Source organism: Actinoplanes sp. NBC_00393 (assembly GCF_036053395.1).
Classification (GTDB): Bacteria; Actinomycetota; Actinomycetes; order Mycobacteriales; family Micromonosporaceae; genus Actinoplanes.
In genome coordinates this window covers 4191782-4216815 of sequence record NZ_CP107942.1, presented here as the reverse complement: position 1 = coordinate 4216815, position 25034 = coordinate 4191782, and the positions used below count along the sequence as shown (strand labels likewise).

Sequence of the window (25034 nt, the reverse complement as noted above, 5' to 3'; positions counted from 1 at the left end):
GGTACGGCCACGGTCGACCGGTGCACCTGATCAGACGACCGCGCAGGGGCTCGCGCTGGTGCGCGAGGAGGTGGTGGGCTGCCGGCGGTGCCCGCGCCTGGTCGCTTTCCGCGAACACGCCGCGGCACACACGCCACCGCTGACTGGCTGGTCGCGGCGATGCATCGCACCAGCCGACCTCGGCGCACCGGGCGGACGGGCTGCGGCTGACCAGGGCGTGGATGGCCTCGGCGGTGCAGAGGCGGCCGGGTCCTGCTGGGGTGCTATCACCCGAGCCCGCAGAACACCCGGCCCGGCCGCCTGACCGAACCCATGCTCGACGCCGTGTTGCACCGCGCGGAGGCTCTCGGCGCCGGCTGACGATCAGGCGGGTCGGCGATCGAGGAACTTGCACTCGTCTATTAAAACGGGCGCATGCGAAGACTTCTCGTGCCCGCGGCGTTCGCCATGGTTCTGGTGCTGGGCGGCGGCGGTCCGGGCTGGGCTGCTCCCGCCCCGGCCCCGTCCCCCGCAGTGCCCTCCGCGGCGGCCCGGCCCGCGCTGCCGGACGGATGGTCGGTCGAGCGCGGCAAGCTGACCTGGCGCGCCGACCGGCAGGTGCCGGCCGGTGACGCCGCGGTGGAGTTCTGGTCGGGTGAGCGGCGGCTCGGCGTGCCGGACTTCACGCCCGACCACACGACGTTCTCGCTCGATCTGAGCCGGGTGTGGAGCCTGGACGACCTCTCGGTGCGCTCCGGTGGCCGCCGCATCGATCGGGCGCCGCAGGCGGCGCGGCGCGGTGCTGCGCCGGTCGTCATCCCGCCCGCGCCGCTGCCGGAACACTCCGTCGACCCGGGGATCAAGGGGCCGTACCGGACCGTCGAAGGCGAATACCGGCTCGCCGACGTCACGCTGCCCGGCTATGCCGCGCCGGTCGAGATGCGAGCCGTGGTGGTGGCGCCGAAGGGCGCGCCCGGCAACCGCCCGCTGGCGCTGTTCCTGCAGGGCCGGCACACCACCTGCTTCGCCGGCGAGCAGGACAGCATCGAGTGGCCCTGTCCCGCCGGGATGCAGCCGATCCCGAGTCACCGCGGCTACCTGCAGGCGCAGGAACTGCTCGCCTCGCAGGGCTGGGTCACCGTCTCGATCGCTGCCAACGGCATCAACGGTCAGGACGGGCCACTGGAGGACGCGGGCGCCCAGGGTCGCTCCTCGCTGGTGCGGCAGCACCTGGGGAAGTGGGCCGACTGGTCCGGAACCGGCCGGGCGGGCGCTCCCGCTGTCGTCCGCGCCGCGCCGCGCGCCGACCTCGGCCGGGTGTTCCTGATGGGGCACTCGCGTGGGGGCGAGGGGGTGAGCCGGGCCGCGATGGACTCGCTGACCCCGCCACCCGCCGCGCAGGAGGGTTACCCGGGCGAGGTGCGCTGGACGATCCGCGGGTTGCTGCTCATCGGTCCCACGATCTTCGGGCACAACCCCGTCCCGGACGTGCCGTCGGCGACGATCCTCCCGGGCTGCGACGGCGACGTCTCCGACCTGCAGGGCCAGATGTTCATCGATGAGACCCGTGGGGTCAGTCGCGGGAGGGCGCTGCACAGCTCGCTGTACATGGTCGGCGCGAACCACAACTTCTTCAACACCGAGTGGACGCCAGGGCAGTCGGCGGCGCCGTCCATCGACGACTGGTCCTGGTGGGACGAGAACGACGCGGTGTGCGGGACGACGGCGCCCACCCGGCTGAGCGCGGCGCAGCAGCAGAGCGCCGGTGCCACGTACATCGCGGCCGCCGCCCGGTTGTTCGACGGCGACGAGCGGATGCTGCCGCTGCTCGACGGCAGCGGGGTCAGCGCGGCCTCGGCCGCGCCGGCGCGGGTGCTCAGCCACGCGCTCGGCGCCGCCCGAACCGCGGCGCTGTTGCCCGACCCGTCGGTCACCGCCACCGGCGGTGCCCGGATCTGCGAACAGGTCACCGCCGATCCGTCGGCCGCCTGCCTCGTGACGTCGACCGACGTGTGGCCGGCGGTGCACTTCGCGACGTACTTCGGGGCCGTTCCGGAACCGGGCCGGCATGCGGCCGACCTGACTTGGACGGCGGCCGGCACACCGCTGACCCTGGCGCCGCGGCGGCCGATGTCGCTCGGCGCCGCCCGGGGCCTGGCGCTGCGCCTGATCGTGCCGCCGAACTCCACCGGCACCCGATTCACCGTGGCGGTCACCGATCCGGCCGGGCGGCGTGCGGTCCTCGGCGAGGTCCGCGCCGACGGGCTGCCCGGCACCGGGCTGACGTCCTCGCACTGGGCGCAGGAGTTGCGGGTGCCGCTGCGGGGCTTCCGGGGCGAGGTGGCGAAGCTGGAGCTGACGCCGCGGACGGCGAACGGCCGCGCCTGGCTGCTCGACGCCTGGGGCCGAGGGCCCGACCTGCCGGATCCGCGGCCGGTGGCCCTGCCCCGTGTCGACCTCGGTGGGCTCGTCGTCGACGAGGGGGACTCGGGAACGAAGACGTACCAGGTGCCCCTACGGATCACCGGTCGCGGCGGCGGCCGGCTGTCATTGACCGTGCTGCACCTGCTCACCGGCGAGAGCCGGAGCTGGCAGACCACCGTGGAGCCGGATCAGCGCGTCATCGAGGTGCCGGTCGAGGTCGCCGGCGACACCAGGTACGCCGAGGGCGAGGCCACCTACGTGCTCGCCAAGTCGCAGCGGGGCTTCGTCGTCGGCGACTACGCCGGCGCGGTGGAGATCCGCAACGACGATCCGATGCCGACGATGAGTCTCGCGCCGGTCGCGGACACCGTGGCCGAGGGCGGAACACTCAGCTGGCGGCTGACGCTCTCCGCCGCGGCCGAGAGCTGGCTCGTGGCCGGCGGCTGGCCGGAGGCGCCCGCCACCGGCACCGAGCTGTCGACCCTCGACGTGCATCCGGACTGGTTCCGGGCGTACTCGGGTGAGGAGCCCGAGCCGGAGCGTCCGCTGTCGGCGTCGGGCCTGTCCCCGTACGTCTTCCTGGAGGCCGGCGAGACGTCCGCCGACATCGTCGTGCCGACGGTCCCGGACGACGTGGCCGAGGGTCCGGAGGTGGTCGACCTGCAGTTCGGCGACGAACTCGGCAAGGTCACCGGAACGGTGACGGACTGAGCGCCGCCCGGGTGGTCCGCCGTGCGCGGGCCACCCGGGCGTCAGTCGAGTCGCAGCTCCGGGTGCCGGCCGGCGATAGTGCGCATCCGCCACTTGTGCGGGAACACCGCGAGCAGGGCGCCGTCGCGGACCCGGGTCATCACCTCGACGTTCGCCTCGGTGCGCAGGATCTCCCGGCCGGCGGCGTCGGTGCGGGCGGCCACCTCGTACGGCAGGCGGTCGAGCTGCACCTTGACCCCGAACTCGGCCTCGAGGCGGTGCGTGGCGACCTCGAACTGCATCGGGCCCACCGCGGCGAACACCGGCGCCTGGTCGCCGCGCTGCTCCGAGCGCAGCACCTGCACCACGCCCTCGCCGTCGAGCTGCTCGATGCCGCGCCGGAACCGCTTGAACGTCGAGGTGTCCGAGGTGCGCACGACGGCGAAGTGCTCCGGCGGGAACGACGGCAGCGGCGGGAACTGCACCGCGTCCCCGGCGTACAGGGTGTCGCCGATGCCCAGCGCGGTCGCGTTGACCAGGCCGATCACGTCACCCGGGAACGCCTCGTCGATGGTGTCGCGGCCCTGGCCGAACATCTGCTGCGCGTACTTGGTGGTGAACGGCTTGCCGGTGCCGGCGTGGGTGACCACCATGCCCCGCTCGAACCGGCCGGAACAGACCCGTACGAAGGCGAGCTGATCGCGGTGGGTGCGGTTCATGTTCGCCTGGATCTTGAACACGAAACCGGAGAAGGTCCCGTCGACCGGCCGGTCGGTGCCCGACACGGTCGGCCGCGCGGAGGGTGCGGGCGCCAGCTCGAGCAGCACGTTCAGCAGCTGCCGGACCCCGAGGTTGGCGACCGCCGCGCCGAACAGCACCGGCGTGCTCCGGCCCGCCAGGAAGTCCTTCTCGTCGTAGTCGGCCTCGCTCAGCGCGAGCAGCTCCAGCTCCTCGTTGGCGGTGTCCCAGTCCCCGCCGAACTGCTGCGCCGCCTCCGCCGCGCTCATCTCCTCCTCGATGGCGAGGTCGGCGCCGCCGGGGGAGCGCTGCATCCGGGTGAACACGCCGGTGCGCCGGTCGACCACGCCGTGGAAGTGCCCGGCGATGCCCACCGGCCAGGTCAGCGGGGTCGGCCGCAGCCCGATCCGCTGCTCGATCTCGTCCATCAGCGCGAGGGCGTCCAGGCCGGGGCGGTCCCACTTGTTGATGAAGGTCATCACCGGGATGCCGCGCTGGCGGCACACCTCGAACAGCTTCAGCGTCTGCGGCTCCAGGCCTTTCGCCGCGTCCAGCAGCATCACCGCGCTGTCGACCGCGGTCAGCACCCGGTAGGTGTCCTCGGAGAAGTCGGCGTGGCCGGGCGTGTCCAGCAGGTTGATCACGGTGTCGCGGTAGGAGAACTGCAGCGCGGCCGAGGTGACCGAGATGCCACGCTCCTGCTCCATCGCCATCCAGTCGGAGACCACGCCGCGCCGGTCACCCTTGCCGTGCACCGCGCCGGCCTGCCCGATCACCCGGGCGTGCAGGGCCAGGGCCTCGGTCATCGTCGACTTACCGGCGTCGGGGTGCGAGATCACCGCGAACGTACGCCTCCGGCCGGCCTGAGCGGCCACCCCCGCCGAACCCAGCACGCTCTGACTCACCAATCCGCTCCCCACGACACCCGCGCCGCAGACCGGCGGCAACCCGGAGCCAACCTTAACGTCGCCCCCACCGAGATCCTCGCCAAGCCCCTGGTGGGGAGCGTCATATCGCCCGGGAGTACCTCGAATGCGGGGTATTAGCGATCGCGCGGCGTCAATAGGCTGTGACGGTATGAGCAGGCAGGTCGTCTGGGGCGCGGGTGTCGGTGTGGTGCTCAGCGCGGTGGTGGGTGCTCTCGTCAACGAGCTGCACGCGGGCTGGCCCTGGTGGATCGCCTGTGCGGTGGTGGTCCTCGGCGCCGCGCTCCTCGCGATGCGGGTCGCCTCGGCCGGGACGCGCAACCAGCCTGACCCGCCGCCGGGACGCTACGACATCCGCCAGGACGTGAAGGTGGAGGGCAACGGCCGCGCCGACGTCGTCGGCCAGGGTGAGCTCCGCATCGATGAGCGCTGACCGCGATCCCGCGCAGGTTCATCAGGAGATCCATGTCGCGGGCGACGCCCGCGCCTACGTCGTGGGCGTCGGCTCGCTGGTGGTCAACGTCCGCGACGACCCGGCCGACCCGCACGGGCGCCGGCTGGTCGAGACGTACGAGCGGCACAGCCGGCAGGAGCTGCTGCGCGGGATGACACAGCTGGTGCGCGAGCGTGCCGCGCACACCCTGGCCGCCGCGGTCACCCGCGCGTACGGCGCCGAGTTCCACCTCCCGGTCACCTTCGCCTACGCCCCGCACGTCGTCGACGGCCGGGCGCTGCGGCCGTGGGAGCGCCCCGGCGTGCAGGTCGAGCACCGCAGCGTGCAGGCCGTGGCGGACGCCTCCGGTGGCCTGCTGGTGATCGCCGGGCCGGCGGGCGCGGGCAAATCCACCCTGCTCCACCAGCTGGCCGAGGCGCTGACGCGGGCCGCCGCGGCGCCGGTGGACGGCAACGTCATCTCGCAGCTTCCGCTGCTGCTGCCGGTCGCCTCCCGCTTCGAGGCACAACAGTTCGGCGGTACGGCGCCGAAGTCCTTCCTGGAGTGGGTCACCCGGCAAGCGGAGATCGACTTCCGGGTGCCGGCCCGTACGGTGCGCGCCTGGCTGGAGACCGGCCAGATCTACCTGCTGCTCGACGACATGAACGCGCTGGGCGACGAGGAGCGGGAGACGTTCGTCACCGAGCTGATCGGGTTCCACCGCTCGTGTCCCGGCAACCACATCGTCCTGGCGACCCGCACGGAGGACCTGACCTCGGTGCCGGTCCGGCTGCCGTTCCACGCCGTGGAGGTCGAGGCGCCCAGCGCGGAGGCGGTGTCGGCCGCGCTCGCCGGTTCGCCGGTGAACGCCGTCGCCCGGGAACTGCTGCGGACCCCGCTGGACGTGGCGGCCGCCGCACTCGCGTCGCATACCGCCCCGGCCGTGGACCTCGACGTCAGTGACGCCGCTGAGCTGCGCGAACGGGTGATCGGCAGCTACGTCGACCACGTGCTCGCAGCCGAGGACGTCCGGCAGGAGTTCGATCCGCCGACGGCCCGGCGCTATGCAGGCTCCCTGGCCGCGCTGATGGCCGAACACCACAAGGCGTTCGTGGTGGGCGTGCCGGACCCGCGCTGGATCGGTGGCACCGGCCTGCGCCGGTTGATCCGGTACGGGCCCCGGCTGATCGGCTACCCGCTGACCGCGCTGCTGGTGGCCGGCTGCGGGTATCTCCTCGGCGGGTGGCTCGTCGCGCTGGTCGCCGCGGCCACGGCGATGCTGCTCATGCGCCTGACCTTCTTCAGCCCGGAGGGCCTGCACGACCCCTACGAGGGTCTGCGCGGGGCGCCCGGCAGGACGCGACGGGAGTTCATCGGGCGACGGCTGTTCGACTTTCCCGTACGCCTGACCGCGCTGGCAGCCGAGGGACTCCTGGTGGCCTGGGTGGTGGCCCGCGCCATCCAGTCCCCGACCCGCTCGGGGTTGAGCATGGCGGCCATCGTCGTCGCGTCGGGGGCGTACCTCTGCTATCAGCTGCTCACCCGCAGCGTGCCCGCCGACCCTGACCAGTACGAAGATCTCAGCTCGGGCCGCGACCCGATGCGGTGGCGCACCTTCGGCGTCCTGACCGCTGCCATGGCCTTCGCCATCGGTGTGGTGGGAGCGATCTGCGGCCTGCTCCTGGGCCTGCTGATCAACTGGGGCATGGCCCGCCCCGGTGTCCGGGCCACCATCGAGACGTATCGGGCCCTCGACCAGGAGCCCTGGGGCCACCTGAACGCGGCGGCGCTGTCCTACCTGGACGCCGCGCTCGCCGGGGCGCCGCTGGGCAGGTGGTACCTCGAGCCCGCCTGGCCCTGGCTCTGCGCCGCCCTCGTCGCGCTCATGGTGATCCTGCCGGTGGCGACACTGTTTCTCGCCGCGGGCGTCGCCAGCAGCCTCGCGCCGGCAGCGATCAGCATCGAGGATCGGTTGCCGCCGCAGTACCGGGCGTTCCTGGACCATCTGGTACGCACGACGCTCATGATCAAACTGAACGGCCGCTATTCGTTCAACCACCCACTGATCGCCGACTTCCTGCGCCGGTCCTGGACGTCGCCGGGGTGAGCAGCTCAGGCAGCCCGCCCTTTGCCGATCTGCCGGTGCAGGATCTCTGTCACGGAGTCGATGACCGCCGCCTTGACGTCGTCGTCGTTGGCTGCAGTGGGCTCGATGCTGAGCCCGCCCCAAACACCAACCGAGGGTTGAAGCCGTCAGAGAGGTGACAGGAGACCGTCGACGGTGGTGGCGATGTGGCCGGCGTCCGTGGTGCCGTCGACGATGATGATCGGGTAGCCCAGGTTGCGGGCCTGTACGGCGACGCGACGGGCGAAGAGGGCGTCGCGCTGCATCCAGCGATCGAAGGCCGCCTCCGGGTCGGGGGCGGCGGCGAGCAGGTCGCGCGCCCAGGTCCGCTGCCGGTAGTGGTGGCGCTGGAAGTCTTCGGTGGGGACCAGCCAGACGGCCTGGTCGCGAGGGACGCCCGCGCCGGCCAGCAGTTCAGGGAGCACGGCCGCGCCTTCGACCAGGGTGGGGTCGGTGAGGTCGGCCCGGATCAGCGGGAACTCGAGCTGGTGGCGGCCTGGACGAAGGCGCGGACCAGGGGCGTCTCGTTGGCGCTGCGCCACACCGGCGCGTACCGCAGCAGCGGCGCGTCGGTGATCGGCAGGAACTTGATGTCGCGGCGCAGGCGGGAGTCGGCCGCGTAGGCCCCGATCGGGGAGATCACGTCGCCGCCGCTGATCGCCGCGAAGGCCTCCGCCAAGGTGACCACGCTGAGTCCGGGCCGGATCGGCCGGCCGGACGGGGTCGTGGCCGGGGTGTGCGCCTGCCACACGTAGTCCGGAATCGGCCCCTCCGGCGACACCACCGGGTAGTCGCCGAGGTCCTCCACCTGGACGTCGTCCCGGCCGGCCAGCGGATGGTCGGGTGCGACGGCCAGCACCAGCCGTTCGGTGAACAGCTCCGGCCCCACGACCAGGTCGGGTTCGCGGATCGGCAGCCAGAGCACGCCGACGTCGACCCGGCCGGCGCGCAGACCGCCCAGCGGGTCGGTCGGCAGGACCTCCCGGATGCGCAGCTCGCACTGCGGGTTCTGCTGCCGGAACAGGTCGAGCAGGGCGGAGATCTCCTGCGAGTGGGTGTCGAACGTGCCGATGGTCAGGGTGCCGGCATGCCCGCGAGCGGTCGCGCCGGCCTCCTCGATGCCCGCCATGATCTCGCGGTAGCCCGCCCCGAGCCGGTCGCGGAGCCGTTCGCCGAGCGGGGTGAGCCGTACGCTGCGGCTGGTCCGCTCGAACAGGGCGCCGCCGATCCGGCGCTCCTGCTGCTTGATCGACTGACTGACCCGCGCCGCGGTCACGTGGAGGCGTTCGGCCGTACGCCCGAAATGCAGTTCCTCGGCGAGGGTCAGGAAGATCTCGATGTCGCGCAGTTCCACCTGACCCCGCCTCCCGGTTCGCGAGCCGGAAGTCTACGGCGAGGTGTCCACCGCTTGATCGCGGGGCGCGGCTGACGTCGAACGATAACCGTCGGCTAATCCGGCGGTTCGATCTTTCGCATTGTTCCGCCCGGCCGGCCCGGGCGATCGTGAGAGCCATGACCGAGGCCTTGATCGACATTGTGGCGACGCCGGGTCGTCCGGGGCTCCGGCGATGGCAGGCGGTGACAGCGCGTGGCCGGGTGGCCGGGACGGCCGGCCTGCGGCCGTTCCTTCCGACCGGTCAAGAGCTGCATCTGTACGTGGAACCGCGCTGGCGGCGTCGCGGGATCGGCTCACGGTTGCTGGCGACCGTACGGGCGGAGAGTCCCGGCTCCCGTCTGCTCGCGGATGTGGCGGCGGGGTCGGCGGCGGAGGCGTTCTGCCGGTGGCACGGCTTCCGGCGTACCTCCTCCCGGCGTCTCGATCTGCTCGCCTACTGCGATGTGCACCGCGCCTGGCTGGGTGAGCTGGTCGACGCCGAGCACCCGGGATACCGCCTGGTCCAGTGGACCGGCGACCTGCCCGACGCGGCCCGGATCGAGGAACTGCTGCGCAGCCCGAGCAGTCCCGGCAACGCCGTGCTGACCGCCGCCGACGCGGACGGTGATCTGGCGGCGTACGCCGTGGCGGTCGTCGGGACGTTCGCCGATCCTCGCGCCCGTCAGTACGGCCCGGTCGTGCTGCCCGACCATCACGGACGCCGGCTGGGCATCTGGGTGAACGCCGCCCTGATCCAGCGGCTGCGGGAGGTCCACCCGCACATCGACGAGATCGAGACCGTCACCGACGACGGCGATCCGCACCTGCTCGCCGTACGCAAAGACCTGGGTTTCCGTGCTTTGCGGCGGTCCCACCTCTACGAGCTCATCGGAGGTCTGTCATGAACGGCCGGGTGACACTGCGACCAGCCGAGCCCCGGAGCCGGCCGCCGCCCTGCGCCCGCCCCCGTTGCGGGGGACCCGTGCCGAAGCCATCGAACCGAGTCAAGGGAGCACAACCATGTCCACCATGATCACGGCCGCCGCGGACGGCGGAGCTGTGCTGGCTGCCGCCGGGCGCGACCGCCCTGAGTTGCAGCAGCTCATTGAGGAGATTGTCGACTCCGGCATCCTCGGCGTGACGCTGCGGGTAAACGACAGAAGCGGCGAATGGATAGGCAGCGCCGGGCTGGGGGAGCTCGGCGGGACCGCGAGACCCCCGGTGAACGGGCACCACCGCGTCGGCAGCAACACCAAGACCTTCACCGCGACCCTGGTGCTGCAGCTGGTGGCCGAGGGCCGGTTCGGGCTGGACGACTCGGTTGCGAACCATCTGCCCGGATTCGGGCTGGACCCGCGGATCACCGTGCGGATGCTGCTGCAGCACACCAGCGGCGTCTTCAACTTCACCGGCGAGTTCTTCGAGGACGGCACGATCGTCTCCGGGATTCCCAACCCGCAGGTGCTCGGCGACGAGTGGGTGGAGAAGAGGTTCAAGAACTACGAGCCCGAAGATCTGGTACGCCTGGCGTTGGCGAAGCCGCCGCGATTCGAGCCCGGGGCGGACTGGAGCTACTCCAACACCAACTACGTGCTGGCCCGGCTGCTCGTCGAGAAGGTCACCGGCCGCTCGGTCGCCGAGGAGATGCAGCGGCTGATCCTGGGCCCGCTCGGGCTGACCGGCACGGTCGCGCCGACCACGGAGACCGATCTCCCGTCGCCGTACGCCCACGCCTACTACCGGCACGAGAAGACGATCGACGTCACCCGGCACAACCCGTCCTGGATCTCCAGCGGCGGCAACATGATCTCGACCAGCCGGGACCTGCACGTCTTCATCTCCGCCCTGCTCGGCGGCAGGCTGCTGCCCGCCGCCCTGCTGGCCGAGATGTGCACCCCGGAAGCCAAGGCCGGCTACGGCCTGGGCGTGTTCGTGCAGAACGACGGCAAGCTGATCACCCACAACGGCGGCATCGCCGGCCACGGCGCGCTGATGTACAGCACCCCCGACGGCAGCACCACCCTGACCGCGACGCTGAACTACGTCGACGACGCCGCGATGTCGCTGGCCGTGCCGTTCCAGCAGGCGACGCAGCGTCTGGTCGAGGCCGTGTTCGGCGGTGGCGAGTAGGCGGTGCGCTGCTACTGCGCGGCGGCCGCTTCGGTGCGCTCGTTGTGGACGAGTTCCCACACGTGCCCGTCGGGGTCGCTGAAGTAGCCCGAGTACGACCCGTCTGCCTCGGCGGGCGGTGCGGCGACCGTGCCGCCCGCCGACGCAGCGCGGGCGACAGTGTCGTCGACCTCCTGCTTGCTGCCGATCGCGCAGGAGATGATGATCGCCCCCGCGGCCGGCGAGCCGGACGGAACGCCCGCCCGGCTCGCGTACTTCGCGTACTCGCTCTGTTCGATCAGGAACAGCGACAGGTTCGGCAGCTCGAAGGCGATGATGCCCTCGTCGACGTCGGCGGTCTCCAGGCCCAGCCCGTCGCGATAGAAGCGTAGCGACCGGTCGAGGTCGGTGATCGGCAGCGAGACGACGACGGTGGCGGGCTTCATGCCCTCACCCTAACCAGATTCAGTCTCCTCGGCGGCCAGCACGCGTTCCTCGTCAAGTGCCGAGGTCTGCACCACCAGGACGTCGCAGACGGCGTTCTTCACGACGCCGGCCGGCACCGAGCCGAGCAGCTGTCCCTGGCTCGCGCCCAGCCCGCGGTTGCCGACGACGATGAGGTTCGCCGGGTTTGCGCCGACCGCGTCGAGCAGGGCCTGCGCCGGATCGCCGATCACCAGGCGCTGGTCGATGTAGCGGGCCCGTTCCCGGGTCAGGCCGGTGACCGACCTCTCCATGGCCTCGCGGGCGGCGTCCACACCGTACAGATCACGATGTGCGCCCTCGGCCGGGTCGGCGGAAGGGCCCTCGCGGTAGGCGGTGATCACCACGAGGCGGGCCTGCGCGGCCTGCGCCACCTCGGCCGCCCGGTCCACGGCGTACAGGCTGGTGGGGGTGCCGTCCGAGCCGACCACGACCCGGTCGTAGACGGTGATGCTGCGCTTCGCGCCGAGCGGCACGATCGGCGACTCGTCGGCCTCGTCCGGCGGGTTGACCCAGAGCATCGCGAAGGCGCCGAGGCCGAGCAGGATCCCGGCGAGCATGATCGCGTTGCTGCCCTTGCCGTCCAGCCAGTGCTCGAAGATCCAGCCGAACGTGACGGTCTGGATCAGCATCGGCACCACGATCATCATGTTCAGGATGCCCATGTAGACACCGGTGCGCTTGGCCGGGACCATGCTGGCCACCATCAGGTACGGCACGCCGACCGCACTGGCCCAGAAGATGCCCAGGCCGATCATCGGGACCAGAGCCAGGTACTGGTTGGTGATCTGGGACAGCCAGACCAGCGAGACCGCGGCCAGCCCGAGCGCGACCGCGTGCACCCGTTTGGCGCCGATCCGCCGGGCGAAGCCGACCAGGAACAGCGCGGACACCATGGTGACGAAGTTGTAGGCGGCGTTCTCCAGGCCGCTCCACCCGATCGCCTCTTCCCAGGCCGGGCCGCCCTCCTCCGGGGTGGCGCCGAAGACCGTCTCGCCGAGGCTGACCGCCACGAACTGCCAGTAGATGAACATGGCGTACCACTGGAACATGAAGACCACGCCGATCTTGTGCATGGCCACCGGCATGACGCGTACGGCGTCCGCGATCTCCCGCACGGCGTGGTGCAGACCCTTCGGCGCCGACCGGATCTCGGCGAGATCCTCATCGGAAGGGGTCAATTCCTTGGTACGGGCCATCGCCGTCAGAACGGTCAGCAGAATGCAGAACGTACCGATCATGAAGCAGACGTACATCCAATAGGGCACCCCGTTGCCGGCGGTCCGCTGCAGCCCCTCGACCTTCTCCAGCAGGAACAGCGACAGGTTGGCCAGCACCGCGCCCGCACCGGTGAACATGCTCTGCGTCAGGAAGCCGCGGGCCAGCTGAGATTTCGGTAGCCGGTCGGAGATGAACGCCCGGTACGGCTCCATCGACGTGTTGTTGCCGGCGTCGAGCAGCCAGAAGCAGACGACGGCCAGCCACAGGATCCCGACGAACGGGAACAGGAACAGGATGACCGCGCAGAGCAGGGCGCCGGCCGTGATGAACGGGCGTCGCCGGCCCCAGCGTGGATGCCAGGTGCGGTCGCTGATCGCCCCGATCAGCGGTTGGATGATCAGCCCGGTGACCGGGCCGGCCAGGTTGAGGATCGGCAGCTGTTCGGGACTGGCGCCGATCAGCAGGAAGAGCGGGTTCACCGCGGACTGGGTCAGGCCGAAGCTGAACTGCACCCCGAAGAAGCCGAGGTTCATCATCAGCAGGGCGGGCCCCGACATCAGCGGCTTGTGTTCGATCTGCCCGCCGCCATCCGAAGTGACGGTTCCGGCGGTAGTTGTGGTGGTCACGAGAACCCCCTCTTTCAGCCGTTCGGCCATTGAGCGGAAGCTAAGCCCGTGGTAACCGGCCCGCAACTCGGCGTGATGACGAGCGCCAATGCGTGAAAATCCCCAGGTATGGCGGCCGGGCAAGATCTCGACCACTCTGGAAAGCACCGGGCTCGCATTTCTGACGCGGAGGAGACGACGGTGAGCGATTGGCGGAGCATCGTGGTCGGCGTCGACGGGTCGCCCGGCAGCCGCAAAGCGCTGACCTGGGCTGCCGCCGAGGCCGCGGAGCACGGCACCGACCTGGTCGTGCTCAACGTGTGGGAGCACACGCTGCTGCCGCCCGCCGGCAGTGTCAGCGTGTCCGAGCGGTATGTGCCCGACCCGATTCAGCGCACCGCCGACGACCTGCTTCAGGTGATCAAGGAGGAGCTCGGTGAGGACCCGCCGGTGCTGGTGCGCCCGCTGGTCAAGCAGGGCCGGCCGGCGAAGGTGCTGATCGAGGAGTCGGCGGACGCCGACCTGCTGGTGGTGGGCCAGCGCGGGCACGGCGGGTTCGCCGGCCTGGTGCTCGGGTCGGTCAGCCAGCACGTCGCGGCGTACGCGAAATGCACCGTAACCGTGGTCCGCTGATAAAGGGGGTCGGCTTCCGGCCATCCCCGGCGGATGAGGCGTCCAGGCTTGCGGGATGAGACGGCTGGTGCCGTTGCTGCTCTCTGCCGGTCTCCTGACGACTCCGGGGTTCGGGACCGTCGACGGCGGGGGACAGCACCGTGAGCACGAGCGGATAACCCGCACGGCTCGCACCCGCGAGCAGGCCACGGCGAGCATCACCGACTGCGTCACCCACCTGCGGCAGCGTTTCACCGAAGCGGTGAGCGGCGCCGGCGAGCTGCTCGATGATCAGGATCGGATCGTCGCCGCCGAGGTGAGCCTCGACAGCGGGTGCCGGCTGGCGGAGAACGGCGAGCAGCGGGCCAAGTGCACGGTCCTGGAGAGCTTCGGGCGGGCGCTGCACGGCGTGCAGGACTTCTACGCGCACAGCTCGTGGGCCGACGAGGCGGACCCGGCCCGCCCGGTCGGTCCGGACAACCCGCCGGGCCTGAACCGGCCCGCGCCCAGCTCCGTCCTCGACCTGCGGGGGACCGGCACGCCGAACGTGCCGCGCGACCTGGCGACGGGCTGCTTCGTGCTGCACGACACCGTGCCCGGCGTCGGCATGTGCGAGCGCCGCATCACCCACGCGGCCCTGAACAAGGACAACGGCCTGATCGACCCGGTCACCGGGAGCGTGACCAGCCCGGGGACACCGCGCGGCCAGGTGGGCCGCAACTTCGAGAAGGCGGTGACCGGCGCCCTCGTCGAGACCCGCCACCAGTGGCGCGAGCTGGGCATCGCGCTGCGCAGCGAGTACGGCGCGCGGCGTGGATCGCTGATGACGTGTGCGCTCACCCACGACGACCCGGTGGCGGACTGCCGGGATGCGGGGAGCAGCGTCGTGCGTACCGTTGCCCTGGCTCTTCTGGCTCTGGGCCTTGTCGTGCTGGCGGTGATCCTGGGCCGATCAGCTATGCGTACGGGTCACGGCCGGCCCCGCGCACCGCGGCGGCAGCAGCCTCGCGGTGACTCGCGGCGAGAACGCACTTGAGCCAGGGGCGCGGAAAGCACGCGCGGTCCGGCCGGTGCCGGCGGCGGCATCGAGTGCAGCATGCTCCAATGCTGCATGGCCTACGCTCGCACCCTCGCCGGGAATCAGACCTGCCGCATTCACATCTATGACGTCGCTGCTGGCCGCTCGACGCTGGTGTACACCAGCGCGGACGTGCTGTTCGAGGCGCCGAACTGGACGGCCGGTGGGGACCTGATCCTGAACGGGGACGGGCTGCTGTGGGCCCTGCCGGCCGACGGGTCGGGGCCGCCGCGGCGGATCTCGCTGGGCGGGGTGCCGGAGCTGAACAACGACCACGTCCTGGCGCCGGACGGCGAGACGATCTTTCTGTCCGCGAACGACGGGCACATCTACGAGGCGCCGCTGGCCGGTGGCCCGGGGCGGCGGATCACCCACGAGGAGCGGATGCACTTTCTGCACGGGGTGAGCCCGGACGGTGCGACCCTCGCCTACGTGGGCATCGAGCAGCAGCGCTGGGATGCCGGCAACCTGTGGACGATCGGCCGGTCCGGCGGGCCGTCGACCCGGCTCACCGCGGCGGGCGGGCCGGACGACGGGCCCGAGTACTCGCCGGACGGTGAGTGGATCTACTTCAACACCGAGCGGTTCTCCGGCAACGCGCAGATCGCCCGGATCCGGCCGGACGGTACGGGGATCGAGCAGCTGACCTTCGACGAGCGGGTCAACTGGTTCCCGCACTTCGCGCCGGACGGCGGCCGGGCTGTCTACCTCAGCTACCCCCCGGGCACGCAGGGCCACCCCGCCGACCTGGACGTTGAGCTTCGGCTCGTGGACGGGGACGACTGGCGTGAAGCGCGCACGGTCGTCGCGCTGCACGGCGGGCAGGGCACGATCAACGTCAACAGCTGGTCGCCGGATTCGCGGCGTTTCGCGTACGTCGACTATCCGGTCGCCGGATGAATCAGGGCCGGTGGGCCGGCCCCTGAGCTGCGCCGATGCCGCCCAGCAGGGCCAGGCATTGGGGTGGGCTCTCCACGTGCGCGTTGTGGCCGAGCCCGCCCAGCGTGACCACCGGGACGCGCAGCCGGCCCAGCTGGGCGTCGGTGTTCATCGGGTCGTTCTCACCGCGGGCCAGGGTGACCGTCGCCGGAGAGCCGGCGATCAGGCCCGGCATGTCCGGCGCGCCCACCCCGAACGCCGCCGGATCCAGGGCCAGCCGCCACCGGCCGTCCTCCGCGCGGATCCCGCTCTGCGCGGCCGGGTCGTCGCCGGCGATCAGCCCGGCCAGCCCGGAGACCCGCAGGTGCCGGGTCAGGGCCTCCTCCCGGGTGTCGAACCAGCTCACCGGACGCCGGGCCAGCGCCTGGGCGCGTTCCAGCTCCTCGTCGTTCCAGACGACCTTGATGCCCAGCCCGATCACCGCGGCCACCGGGGCCCGCGCGGCCAGCGCCAGCGCGACCACGCCGCCGAGCGAGTGTCCGAGCACGACGGTACGCACACCCGGCTCGACCAGCGGCCGGACCGCCTCGGCGAGGGTGTCGAACGTGTAGGAGGCCAGCGACGCCGACCCACCGTGTCCGGGCAGGTCGGGGGCCAGCCACCGGCCGGGCCAGTGCCGGGCCAGCTGCGGCTCCCACCCGGCCCAGACGTCGCCGGTCGCGCCGAGGCCGTGCAGCAACAGCAGCACCGGCCCGCCGTCGCCGCCCGCTCGCACCCGAAGGTCGTTGCTCATCCCGCGAATCCCGTCCGGTAGGCGACTCGTCCTGGTCGACGGTAGCCAACACCACGGTCGGCCGGTCTGCCGCATCGGTGATCACGGGGCCCGGACGACCAGCACCGCGATGTCGTCGTGTTCGGCGCCGCCGAGCCAGTCGCTCGTACACTGCTCGATCCGTTCCGCGACCACCGCGGCCGGTTGGCCGGCGTAGTCGCTGAGCATTGCGGTGAGCCGTTGCCGGCCGAACGCCTCACCCAGCGGGCCGCCCTCGGCGTCGATCACCCCGTCGGTGTAGAGCACGCACACGTCGCCGGATGCCAGCCAGATCACCGACTCGGTGAACGTCGCCGCCCGGTCGGCGCCGAGCATCATGCCGCCGAGCTGCGGTTCCTCCACCCGGCCGGTGCGCCGCACCACCACCGGCGACGGGTGACCGCCGGCGGCCAGCCGGAGCAGCACACCGCCGTGCGGCACCATCTGGACGACGCCGAGCAGCAGCGTGGCGAACTGTGTCGCGTCCATGGCGCTGGTATCGAAAGACGTCACGTTGAGCAGGTGCAGCAGGTCCAGGGGCTGTTGGGCGACCGGCGACAGGGTCTGCAGCGACCGGCGCAGGCGGCCGCCGGCCAACGCTGCTTCGACGCCCTTGCCGCAGACGTCGCCCAGCGCGCACAGTGCGCTGCCGTCGGGCCGGGCCTCGACGTGCAGGATGTCGCCGCCGATGCGGTGCGCCTCCCGGGCCGGCCGGTACGCCGCCGCCAGTTCGACCCCGGCGACCGTCGGCAGCGGCGCCGGCTGCAGGGCGGTCCGCAGCGTCTCGGCGAGTTCGGCCTGGTCGCGGTAGAGCATGGCCGCGGTCACCGCCCGGCTGACTGGTACGGCGAACTGCGCCGCGAGGGTGCGCTCGGCCTCGGTGAACGCCGGCCGGCCGGCGTCACGCAGCAGCACCAGCACGGCTTGGCACTGATACGAGCAGGACAACCGGACCACGGCTCCGTGACCGTCGTGCTGCCGCCCGCCGGGCAGGGACCGTTGTCCCGCGGGGAGCGGATTCACGCGGATGCCGTCGCCGTCGGCCAGGCGGTCCTGCAGCCACCGGGGCAGGGCGGCCGGGACAGCATGACCCCGTTGATCCGCCCGGCCGTCGGCTGTCCACCACTGCGCCTGGTGATCGAACGTCAGGACGAGCAGCGCCGTCCGGGCCAGCGCGGGAACGGCGAGCCGCACGGCGGCGGCCGCGGTGCGGTGCAGGTTCAGCGACTGGCCCAGGACCCGGTACGCCTCCCCGGGCAGGCCCTGCTGGGAGGGGAACCCGGTCACGACGGCAGGACGATGGTCAGCCGTACGGTCGTCCCGCCCGGCCCGGTCTCCACGTCGAACCGATCGCAGATCTCGCGGACCAGCCACAACCCGGCCAGACCGATGCGGCCGGGCCGCGGCCGGACGGGCGCCTCCAGGTAGCGGCGCGGAATGCCGGGCCCCTCGTCACTGATCTCGAGCAGCAGGTGGTCCTCCTGCGCGACGACCCGGATGTGCCCTCGCCCACCGCCGTGCCGCACGGCATTGGCCATGATCTCGGTGGCCGCGAGCATCAGTTTGTACTGGTCCATGTCGGACATCCCGACGCTTGCGGCATAGCTGGACAGCCGGTGCCGGACCACCCTGATGTCGTCGAGACCGAACGGCTGGTCGAGGACCTCGACCAGCGCCATGGCGTGGCTGTCACGCTCGGGTACGTGCGGCGCCGTCACGCCGGGCGTGGCCAGGCCGAAGAACGCGGTCAGGCCGGCCATGTGCAGATGCTGCCGGACCTCCGGGCGCAGGTCGTGCAACTGGAACGCCACCCCGGCGCGGTTGGCGCGGCGGCGCAGCAGGAGGAGCAGGGCGACGCCGGAGGAGTCCAGGGAGGTGGCCCGGCTCAGGTCGACGGACATCCGCGTGCTGGGCTCGGCCTTCATCGCCTGCTCGACGCGGGCGAGGACCTCGTCGTGCCGTACCAGGATCACCGACCCGGTGAGGACCACCCGGACGGTGCCCTGCGCTGTGACGTCGACCTGCACGGAATGGTCCATGCGAATGCCTTCGTTCGCCGATAGCTGCTCTACGAGGGTAAGTATCCGGACCGGGCTGGGCGAAGCATCGGCCGTGCCGAGTTCGCCGGAACGGGGGACCGGCTTTTGCGCGCAATCTGCGGAAGCAGTCAGCATCTGCGGAAGCAGTCAGCGGCGGTAGATCAGGATGCTGTGTCCGACGTGGCCGACCAGCCTGCTGCTGTCGAGCAGCTCGTCGAGTTGGCGCGGGCCCGGGTCGATGCCGGCCTTCACCGGGATGCAGAACGGGACGCGCAGGCAGTTGGTGGAGACCGCGATGATCCCGCGCACCTGATCCTCGGGGACCGTCAGCGGATGCTTCGCCCTGATGCCGTAGTAGCCCGGGTTGCCGCGGCCCTTGTAGGCCATCCACACCGGTTGACCGGGATATTTCTCGGCGAGCCGGTCGCCGAGCCGCGCCAGGTCCTGTCCCCAGTCGACGTTGGAGTCGGCGAGCCGCAGATAGGTCTTGCCGGGGCCGCCGAAGGCCTCGTTGGAATAGGGCAGGTAGTAGGGGAACGTCCGCACTGAGCTCACCGCCACGGACAGGACCAGCAACAGCGCCACGATGTGGGTCCATCGCTGCCGGAAGGCCAGCACGCAGCCCGCGGCAACAGCCAGGATGACCGGTACGAAGATCGCGTACCGCACGCCCCAGTCTCGGGAGCCGCCCATCGCCACGAGCAGGAGCACCGCGGTCGGCGCCAGGACGTACACCGCCGCGATCCGCAACCGGGGCACCACGACCATGGCCGTGGCGCCGGCGATCCAGAGGACCAGCATGCCGAGCGGCTCTTTGATCAGCAGGGCGACGGGCAGGTAGTACCACTTGGATCCGGTGTACGCCTCGCCGAGCAGGAAGCCCGGGAAAGCCATGTCCTCGAAGCCGAACTGCAGCCGGGCGCCGTCGCGGAACGGCTCGGGCAGCGGCAGCCAGTCGATGAGCGTGCCGGTGAGACCGTGCACGACCGGCAGGTCGGCCGGGGTGGTCCAGCGCAGGCCCGGGTCGACGAGAAGGTAGGTGACCCAGGTCGTCGCGATGGCGATGACGACGACCCCGGCCCCCGCGGCCAGCCGCCGGCCGATGCGGGCGTGCCGCATCGACAGCACGGCCAGCAGCGCCGCGAGCGGCAGCGCCGGCAGGGTGCTCATCTTGGTGGCGAGGGCGGCGCCGAGCGCGATCCCGGCGAGCGGCAGATACCGGTACGGCCGGGTGCGGGCGCGCCACAGCAGCCACAACGCGGTGAGCAGGAAGCCGGCCGCGGGCATGTCCAGTGTGGCCAGTGACCCGTGGGCGATGACGTCCGGCGAGAAGGCGTAGAGGCCGAGTGCTGCGAGCCCGGCCAGCGGCCCGGCGAGATCCCGGGCGAAGGAGAAGACCACCAGCCCGAACAACAGGGTCAGGATGATCATCGGCAGCCGGGCGAGGAAGAGCAGTTCCTGAGCGTCGTTGCCCTGCTGGTAGAGGACCTGCTCGCCGAGCTGCCACTGCGAGCCCTCGAACTCCGGCGGCGGCATGCGGGCATCAGCAGAGGCCAGACCGGTCGCCATGATCAGCTTGGCCAGCGGCGGATGCTCGAAGTTGTACTCCAGGCTGTGATCCTGCAGGTAGACCAGGCTCGTGGAGACATAGACGGGCTCGTCGACGATCGGTGACTGCTGCCGGGCGGCCGTCACCATGGCGAACGCCATCTGCCCGAGCAGGCCGGCGATGACCAGGGCGTAGATCCACCATCGCGAGGGCCGGGCCGGGGGCTCGGCTCGGGGCTGCGGCGGCGCGGGCGGCGCCTCGGTCACCGTCCGCTGACGGGGAATGCGCACGGTGGGCAATGCCACGGTGGTTTCACCAGGCATATGTCGTTCGTGCGTCATGAGGTGGTTAGTCCCATTCCCTTTCGGACAGGGCCCGACACGCCGTCCAGAAGGCTGGAATTCTGCCACGACACGGCACTTGACCGCTTCCCTCGTGCGGTCAGGGGCGGAGCAGCAGACTGGCGACCAGGCCGGCGGTGGTCAGCGCGAAACCGGCGATCAGGGCCGGGGTACGCACCGGGCGGCCGAGGACCAGACCGATGAGGCCGGTGAGCAAACCCACGAAAGCGGCCACGCCGGGAAGCGGGCGGGCCCAGTCCGGGCCGCTGGACGGGCAGACCATCTGGCCGGTGTCACCGATGCAGGCGTTCGACATCAGGTAGCTCGAGTCCAATACCGTGAAGCCGGCGAAAATGAACAACACGGCGAAGACCGCCACCGATCCGGCGAAAGCGGCCGGGCTGCCGTACCGGTCGCGGGTGAACCATCCGAGCTGCGCCGCGGTGCCGGTCTGAGCTGTCATGATTGTGGATCTAAGCACACCGGTTCCATACCGTCGGGTGATGGATTTCTGCGCCACCATGAGCCGATTCGAGGTGTCATGCGGAGACTGGCAGCGGTTCTGGTGATCGTCGTGACAGCGGTACTTCTTCCGGCCCAGCCGGCCGCCGCGGCGATTCCGGCGGATCTCGCCCATATCGGCAACGCGAAGCAGGTCATCGTGGTGACCGCCGCGGGCTGGTCGTCGACGAAGGCGACGCTGCGCGCCTACCAGCGCGGCGCCGACGGCCGGTGGCGCCAGGCGTTCGCCGGGATGGCCGCGCGCACCGGTTACGGCGGCTGGGCGTGGGCCTCGCGCCGGGTCCAGGACACCGGCACGACGCCGGTGGGCACGTTCAAGATCACAGAGGCGTTCGGGGTACGCGCGGACCCGGGCACCCGTCTGCCGTACCGGAAGGTCGACGGCAACGACTACTGGGTGGGTGACCAGCGCGACGCCCGTACCTATAACCTCTTTCAGCCGTCGGCCTCAGCCAAGCGCACCTGGCGCAAGTCGCAGGCCGAGCGTCTGGCCGCCTACCCCAAGCAGTACGCCCACGCCGCGGTGATCAATTTCAACCGCCCGTCCGGCGTGAAGTGGGACGCCAAACGCAGTCAGTATGTCGCGGGCAAACCAGCCCGCACCGGTCGCGGCTCGGCCATCTTCCTGCACGCCAGCGGCACGGGCGCGACCGCGGGTTGCGTCTCGGTGAGCCGCGCGAACATGGTCCGCCTGCTGAAGTGGCTGAACCCGGCGAAGCACCCACGCATCGTGATGGGCCCGTCTCAGGTGATCACCCGGGCGTGACTCTCGACGAGCTCGTCGACACCGCGCAGGAACGTCTGGCAGATCAGCTTGGGGTCGAAGAGGCAGCCGGCCGCCATCGCCCCGTCGCGGAGCATGACGAAGTGCTGCGCGGCGGGCTCGGCCCCGGCCTCCCGGATGCGCGTCATCAGGGTCGTGATCGTGTTGAGGAACCACTGCCGGTGCGCGCGGACCGCCTGGTGCACGGGCTGGTCAGGATGCGGATACTCGGCCACCGCGTTCAGAAAGGCGCAGCCACGGAAGCCCGGCGACTGGATGCCTTCGGCGATCGCCGCGGCGACGGCCCGGACAGCGTCGCCCGCTGACATGTCCGCGGCGAGGGCCGCCTCCACCTGGCCACGGATGCCCTGGTCGGCCGCCTGCAGGTGAGCCAGGACCAGATCCTCCTTGCTGGGGAAGTGCCGGTAGAAGGTCGCCCGGGTCACCTTGGCCTCGGCGATGATCCGGTCGACGCCGACGGAGTGGATGCCCTCGGCGTAGAAGATCCCGGACGCCGTGGTGAGTAGCCGCAGTCGTCCGCTTCGCGTTCGCCATCGCCTGGGCCCTCGTGATGTTCACGACCGCCGACCACCTCGGCCCGCTCGCCGTCACGCTGCTCGTGCTCTATCCGCTGTTCGACGTGGCCGCCGCCGTCATCGACGCCCGGGCGTCACGCGCCACCGGATCACCCACCCTGCTGTACGCCAACATCGCCGTCAGCTCACTCGCCGCTGCCGGCCTGGCCGTCGCCGCCACCTCCGGCATCCCGGCGGTCCTGCGCGTGTGGGGCGCCTGGGCCGTCGTCGCCGGCCTGATCCAGCTGGCCGTGGGCGTCACCCGCCGCGCGATGGGCGGCCAGTGGCCGATGATCATCAGCGGCGGCATCTCGACGCTGGCCGGCGCCTCGTTCATCGCGGGCGCCGCCGCCGACGACCCGACGCTGACCAACGCGATCGGCTACGCCATCCCCGGCGCCATCTTCTTCCTGATCTCCGCCATCCGCCTCAGCCGCGCCGCTGAGCCGGACTGAGCGTCAGCGGGCCGCGACCTCCGGGGCGGCGAGGGCGGCCGACATGTCCGCGCCGGTCAGGAAGGCGACGAGCACCGCGTTGGCGACGGTCAGCATGCGGGCCGGTTCGATCGTGGTCCGGGCGAGCATCGGAGCGACCAGCGAGTCCGGTCGCGCCGGGAGGAAGGCGACGTCCATGAAGCTCAGGTGGGTGGCGCCGGCGATCCGGACGGCGTTGCCGACGGTCGTCCAGCCGTCGAGGGTGATCGCCTTCTCCTCGGCGTACCAGTCGGGGTCCGGTGCGATGCCGGCCGCGACCGCATCCTCGGGTTTCATGTCGAACTCGGGATGGGGTGCCAGCAGTTGCAGCACCGGCCGGGGCAGGCCGAGCCGGCCGACCTCGGACCACAGCGCGCCGTCGAGGTTGACCGCGGCCTTGCAGCGCGGATCGTCGTGGCACCACTGCAGGGCGGCCGCGCCGCCGAAGGAGTGGCCGGCCGCGGTCAGCCGGTCCAGATCCAGGCGGCCGGGAAAGAGCCGGCCGAGGAACAGTTGATCGGCGAGGAAGGCGAGGTCTTCGGCTTTGTACCGGCACACCCCGGCACGCTGGTCGAACACCGTACGGTGCTCTCCGGACTGCGGGCCGAGAGCACCGGCGATCGCGGCCGGATTCCCCGGCACGGTGCGGCCGTCGGGGAAGACCGTCACCGTGGTCTCGTAGGTGTGATTGACGCCGACCACCACGAATCCCCGGCTGGCCAGCTCCTCGGCCGTGCCGGACAGCATCAGCGGCGGGAAGCCGCTCGGCGACAGCAGCACCACCGGGTACGCGGCACGATCCTCGGACAGGGGCGCGCCGTCGACGCTGTTCGCGGTCAGCCCGTTCGCGTCGATGCCGATCGTCCCGGCGGTGGCCTGCCAGGCGCCCGGCAGATAATCCGCGGGCGGGCCCGCCTGCGGCTGCGCCGGATACCAGATCCAGGTGACCAGCGATCGTGGCGGCGCGGGGTCGGGCGCGTACCGATCGGTCCGGGACCGGTCGGTCCAGTCACGCACGATGCGGCCCACGGCGTACGGTCCGGCCGGTTGCGGTAGTGCGGTTGTCATGATCAACACCTCTCCGGGGTGAGCGGTCCAGCACCACGACCGCCGCCGCGAAGCAGAGCAGCCCGACGGGCCCGATCGGTGGCGCGTGCATCAGCACGATCGACGACAGCCCGAGCAGCACGGTCGCGGCCAGGGGCGCGCCGGCCCGGTGGACGGCGGCCGCGGCGGCGAACACTGCCACCGCCCAGCCGATCGCGCCGATGGTCACGGCGAGGTCGTCGGACACCGGGTTGTCCCACAGTGCCTGTACCGCGCGGGCGCCCGCAACCCGTTCGCTCTCCGGTGCCTGGTTGACGTGCTGGACGAGCACGCCGACGCCGATTCCCTGGATCGCCTCGCCCGCGCCGTAGAACACCGCGAACACCCCGGCCCCGACCCGGCTGATCTTCGCTGCCGTTCCGGGCAGGCCGTCCACCAGCAGGTAGACGGCGGCGCCCATGAGTCCGATCAGGAACAGCGTGCCGAGGTGGACGGTCAGCCATCGGCCGGGCTCGTCGCGCAGGCTGTCGTACATGTCGCCGGGATCCGGGTTCGGATGGAACAGCAGCAGCACTGCCCAGGCCAGCGGGACGGCCAGCAGGAAGGCCCGGCGCATGCTCAGTACTCCCAGCTCGCGTACTCGGGGTGGCGGGTCTTCATGTCCTCGTACAGCAGCACCTGACGGTCGATGTACCAGGCCTTGGCGGTCTGCAGGATGATCAGGCCGGTGAGGGTGACGAGCAGGTCGTAGCGGACCAGCCCGTAGGTGAGTGCGGCCGCGCCGGCCAGCTGGATCGCATAGGTCACGGTGAAGACCTTGGCGTTGAATTGGGCGGGCACCGGGACCTTGAGACGCTCGGACCAGACACGCTCACCGAAGACGCCCTTGGACGCCCAGTTGCGGGTGGACCGCGGTTTCGGGAACAGCAGCGGGTTGACCATCATGAAGATCAGCGACGCGACGATCGGCACGAGGCTCCACCAGCCGATCCAGTCGCGGCTCCAGATGGAGATCGCGAGCAGGGGGAGTACGGCGAACCGGGTGATGACGCTGACCGGGCTGGCGTGCCGGGACCAGTTGTCGCCGGTGAGGCCGAAGACCTTGGCGACCCGTTGTTCGCCGGTGACCTGGGTGGGAGTGCTCATTGTGGACCTCCTGGCAAGCGATGCGATGTGATTGCCCTGAGGTTGCGCGCCCCCGCTTGACGCTCACTTGGCGCGAGCACCGGGCCGGCGT

The 25034-nt window shown here is 71.3% G+C and carries 24 protein-coding genes; 10 read left to right on the top strand and 14 right to left on the bottom strand.

The window, feature by feature from the left end:
- Nucleotides 1–414 precede the first annotated feature (414 nt).
- On the top strand, nt 415–3114 hold the full coding sequence (locus OHA21_RS19905; protein WP_328475661.1) for a hypothetical protein: 2700 nt from the start codon (nt 415–417) through the stop codon (nt 3112–3114).
- Between the two features lie 41 nt (nt 3115–3155).
- Here the strand turns inward: OHA21_RS19905 and OHA21_RS19900 are convergent, their stop codons facing one another.
- Entirely contained in the window at nt 3156–4736 is a 1581-nt protein-coding gene (locus OHA21_RS19900) for a peptide chain release factor 3 (RefSeq protein ID WP_328475659.1), read from the bottom strand.
- Nucleotides 4737–4908: 172 nt separating this feature from the next.
- On the opposite strand from OHA21_RS19900, the gene OHA21_RS19895 reads away from it, so the two are divergent.
- Nucleotides 4909–5190, top strand: coding sequence for a hypothetical protein (locus tag OHA21_RS19895; protein WP_328475657.1), 282 nt, complete (start codon nt 4909–4911; stop codon nt 5188–5190).
- Nucleotides 5180–7297, top strand: coding sequence for an AAA family ATPase (locus OHA21_RS19890; protein ID WP_328475654.1), 2118 nt, complete (start codon nt 5180–5182; stop codon nt 7295–7297). Before OHA21_RS19895 ends, OHA21_RS19890 begins: the two co-directional genes overlap by 11 nt.
- A gap of 146 nt (nt 7298–7443) precedes the next feature.
- On the opposite strand, the gene OHA21_RS19885 is transcribed toward OHA21_RS19890, so the two are convergent.
- Together OHA21_RS19885 and OHA21_RS19880 are read right to left on the bottom strand one after the other, a co-directional pair.
- On the bottom strand, nt 7444–7740 hold the full coding sequence (locus OHA21_RS19885; RefSeq protein WP_328475652.1) for a hypothetical protein: 297 nt from the start codon (nt 7738–7740) through the stop codon (nt 7444–7446).
- Nucleotides 7741–7784: 44 nt separating this feature from the next.
- Nucleotides 7785–8669, bottom strand: coding sequence for a LysR family transcriptional regulator (locus OHA21_RS19880; protein WP_328475650.1), 885 nt, complete (start codon nt 8667–8669; stop codon nt 7785–7787).
- Nucleotides 8670–8827: 158 nt separating this feature from the next.
- Between OHA21_RS19880 and OHA21_RS19875 the strand changes: the two genes are divergently transcribed.
- Together OHA21_RS19875 and OHA21_RS19870 are read left to right on the top strand one after the other, a co-directional pair.
- A complete protein-coding gene (locus tag OHA21_RS19875) occupies nt 8828–9595 on the top strand; it encodes a GNAT family N-acetyltransferase (protein ID WP_328475648.1) in 768 nt (255 codons plus the stop codon).
- A 115-nt stretch (nt 9596–9710) separates the two neighbouring features.
- On the top strand, nt 9711–10820 hold the full coding sequence (locus OHA21_RS19870) for a serine hydrolase domain-containing protein (protein ID WP_328475646.1): 1110 nt from the start codon (nt 9711–9713) through the stop codon (nt 10818–10820).
- Between the two features lie 11 nt (nt 10821–10831).
- Here OHA21_RS19870 and OHA21_RS19865 read toward each other — a convergent pair whose 3' ends face one another.
- Nucleotides 10832–11245: a VOC family protein gene (locus tag OHA21_RS19865; RefSeq protein WP_328475644.1), complete on the bottom strand. Its 414-nt coding sequence runs from the start codon at nt 11243–11245 to the stop codon at nt 10832–10834.
- 9 nt (nt 11246–11254) lie between these two features.
- The gene (locus OHA21_RS19860) at nt 11255–13129 is read right to left on the bottom strand and encodes an MFS transporter (RefSeq protein WP_328475642.1); all 1875 of its coding nucleotides are present in this window, start codon (nt 13127–13129) and stop codon (nt 11255–11257) included.
- A gap of 180 nt (nt 13130–13309) precedes the next feature.
- Here OHA21_RS19860 and OHA21_RS19855 point away from each other — a divergent pair, with 180 nt between their 5' ends.
- From OHA21_RS19855 to OHA21_RS19845, 3 genes are all read left to right on the top strand, one after another.
- Entirely contained in the window at nt 13310–13741 is a 432-nt protein-coding gene (locus OHA21_RS19855; RefSeq protein WP_328475640.1) for a universal stress protein, read from the top strand.
- A gap of 55 nt (nt 13742–13796) precedes the next feature.
- Nucleotides 13797–14756, top strand: a complete 960-nt coding sequence (locus OHA21_RS19850) for a CinY protein (protein WP_328475638.1) — start codon at nt 13797–13799, stop codon at nt 14754–14756.
- Nucleotides 14757–14831: 75 nt separating this feature from the next.
- On the top strand, nt 14832–15698 hold the full coding sequence (locus OHA21_RS19845) for a TolB family protein (RefSeq protein ID WP_328475635.1): 867 nt from the start codon (nt 14832–14834) through the stop codon (nt 15696–15698).
- A 1-nt stretch (nt 15699) separates the two neighbouring features.
- Here OHA21_RS19845 and OHA21_RS19840 read toward each other — a convergent pair whose 3' ends face one another.
- The 5 genes from OHA21_RS19840 to OHA21_RS19820 form a co-directional block, all read right to left on the bottom strand.
- On the bottom strand, nt 15700–16470 hold the full coding sequence (locus OHA21_RS19840) for an alpha/beta fold hydrolase (RefSeq protein WP_328475633.1): 771 nt from the start codon (nt 16468–16470) through the stop codon (nt 15700–15702).
- A gap of 81 nt (nt 16471–16551) precedes the next feature.
- Nucleotides 16552–17775, bottom strand: coding sequence for a PP2C family protein-serine/threonine phosphatase (locus OHA21_RS19835; protein WP_328475631.1), 1224 nt, complete (start codon nt 17773–17775; stop codon nt 16552–16554).
- Complete coding sequence (locus OHA21_RS19830; protein WP_328475629.1) at nt 17772–18527, bottom strand: ATP-binding protein; 756 nt, start codon at nt 18525–18527, stop codon at nt 17772–17774. The genes OHA21_RS19835 and OHA21_RS19830 overlap by 4 nt, the downstream gene beginning before the upstream one ends.
- Nucleotides 18528–18674: 147 nt before the next feature.
- Nucleotides 18675–20366, bottom strand: a complete 1692-nt coding sequence (locus OHA21_RS19825) for an ArnT family glycosyltransferase (protein WP_328475627.1) — start codon at nt 20364–20366, stop codon at nt 18675–18677.
- A gap of 151 nt (nt 20367–20517) precedes the next feature.
- On the bottom strand, nt 20518–20880 hold the full coding sequence (locus tag OHA21_RS19820) for a hypothetical protein (protein WP_328475625.1): 363 nt from the start codon (nt 20878–20880) through the stop codon (nt 20518–20520).
- A 78-nt stretch (nt 20881–20958) separates the two neighbouring features.
- On the opposite strand from OHA21_RS19820, the gene OHA21_RS19815 reads away from it, so the two are divergent.
- A complete protein-coding gene (locus tag OHA21_RS19815; RefSeq protein WP_328475623.1) occupies nt 20959–21705 on the top strand; it encodes a L,D-transpeptidase family protein in 747 nt (248 codons plus the stop codon).
- On the opposite strand, the gene OHA21_RS19810 is transcribed toward OHA21_RS19815, so the two are convergent.
- A complete protein-coding gene (locus OHA21_RS19810; RefSeq protein ID WP_328478469.1) occupies nt 21684–22235 on the bottom strand; it encodes a TetR/AcrR family transcriptional regulator in 552 nt (183 codons plus the stop codon). The genes OHA21_RS19815 and OHA21_RS19810 overlap by 22 nt on opposite strands.
- 38 nt (nt 22236–22273) lie before the next feature.
- Between OHA21_RS19810 and OHA21_RS19805 the strand changes: the two genes are divergently transcribed.
- Nucleotides 22274–22732 carry a hypothetical protein gene (locus tag OHA21_RS19805; protein WP_328478467.1) on the top strand — a complete coding sequence of 153 codons (459 nt, stop codon included), beginning with the start codon at nt 22274–22276 and terminating at the stop codon, nt 22730–22732.
- 3 nt (nt 22733–22735) lie between these two features.
- On the opposite strand, the gene OHA21_RS19800 is transcribed toward OHA21_RS19805, so the two are convergent.
- Genes OHA21_RS19800 through OHA21_RS19790 form a run of 3 tightly spaced genes read right to left on the bottom strand, consistent with a single transcriptional unit; the run spans nt 22736 to nt 24943 of the window.
- Complete coding sequence (locus OHA21_RS19800; RefSeq protein ID WP_328475621.1) at nt 22736–23818, bottom strand: alpha/beta hydrolase family protein; 1083 nt, start codon at nt 23816–23818, stop codon at nt 22736–22738.
- A complete protein-coding gene (locus tag OHA21_RS19795) occupies nt 23760–24413 on the bottom strand; it encodes a hypothetical protein (RefSeq protein WP_328475619.1) in 654 nt (217 codons plus the stop codon). Before OHA21_RS19795 ends, OHA21_RS19800 begins: the two co-directional genes overlap by 59 nt.
- A 2-nt stretch (nt 24414–24415) precedes the next feature.
- Nucleotides 24416–24943, bottom strand: a complete 528-nt coding sequence (locus OHA21_RS19790; protein WP_328475617.1) for a DUF6653 family protein — start codon at nt 24941–24943, stop codon at nt 24416–24418.
- Nucleotides 24944–25034: the final 91 nt, after the last annotated feature.

What these genes read in the sequence shown, in the direction of transcription:
- OHA21_RS19845 (WP_328475635.1), top strand. Translation starts at nt 14,832, where the DNA reads ATGGCCTACGCTCGCACCCTCGCCGGGAATCAGACCTGCCGCATTCAC.
- OHA21_RS19895 (WP_328475657.1), top strand. Translation starts at nt 4,909, where the DNA reads ATGAGCAGGCAGGTCGTCTGGGGCGCGGGTGTCGGTGTGGTGCTCAGC.
- OHA21_RS19795 (WP_328475619.1), bottom strand. Translation starts at nt 24,413, where the DNA reads ATGCGCCGGGCCTTCCTGCTGGCCGTCCCGCTGGCCTGGGCAGTGCTG.
- OHA21_RS19890 (WP_328475654.1), top strand. Translation starts at nt 5,180, where the DNA reads ATGAGCGCTGACCGCGATCCCGCGCAGGTTCATCAGGAGATCCATGTC.
- OHA21_RS19905 (WP_328475661.1), top strand. Translation starts at nt 415, where the DNA reads ATGCGAAGACTTCTCGTGCCCGCGGCGTTCGCCATGGTTCTGGTGCTG.
- OHA21_RS19790 (WP_328475617.1), bottom strand. Translation starts at nt 24,943, where the DNA reads ATGAGCACTCCCACCCAGGTCACCGGCGAACAACGGGTCGCCAAGGTC.
- OHA21_RS19840 (WP_328475633.1), bottom strand. Translation starts at nt 16,470, where the DNA reads ATGAGCAACGACCTTCGGGTGCGAGCGGGCGGCGACGGCGGGCCGGTG.
- OHA21_RS19830 (WP_328475629.1), bottom strand. Translation starts at nt 18,527, where the DNA reads ATGGACCATTCCGTGCAGGTCGACGTCACAGCGCAGGGCACCGTCCGG.
- OHA21_RS19800 (WP_328475621.1), bottom strand. Translation starts at nt 23,818, where the DNA reads ATGACAACCGCACTACCGCAACCGGCCGGACCGTACGCCGTGGGCCGC.
- OHA21_RS19805 (WP_328478467.1), top strand. Translation starts at nt 22,274, where the DNA reads ATGTTCACGACCGCCGACCACCTCGGCCCGCTCGCCGTCACGCTGCTC.
- OHA21_RS19870 (WP_328475646.1), top strand. Translation starts at nt 9,711, where the DNA reads ATGTCCACCATGATCACGGCCGCCGCGGACGGCGGAGCTGTGCTGGCT.
- OHA21_RS19875 (WP_328475648.1), top strand. Translation starts at nt 8,828, where the DNA reads ATGACCGAGGCCTTGATCGACATTGTGGCGACGCCGGGTCGTCCGGGG.
- OHA21_RS19815 (WP_328475623.1), top strand. Translation starts at nt 20,959, where the DNA reads ATGCGGAGACTGGCAGCGGTTCTGGTGATCGTCGTGACAGCGGTACTT.
- OHA21_RS19850 (WP_328475638.1), top strand. Translation starts at nt 13,797, where the DNA reads ATGAGACGGCTGGTGCCGTTGCTGCTCTCTGCCGGTCTCCTGACGACT.
- OHA21_RS19820 (WP_328475625.1), bottom strand. Translation starts at nt 20,880, where the DNA reads ATGACAGCTCAGACCGGCACCGCGGCGCAGCTCGGATGGTTCACCCGC.
- OHA21_RS19865 (WP_328475644.1), bottom strand. Translation starts at nt 11,245, where the DNA reads ATGAAGCCCGCCACCGTCGTCGTCTCGCTGCCGATCACCGACCTCGAC.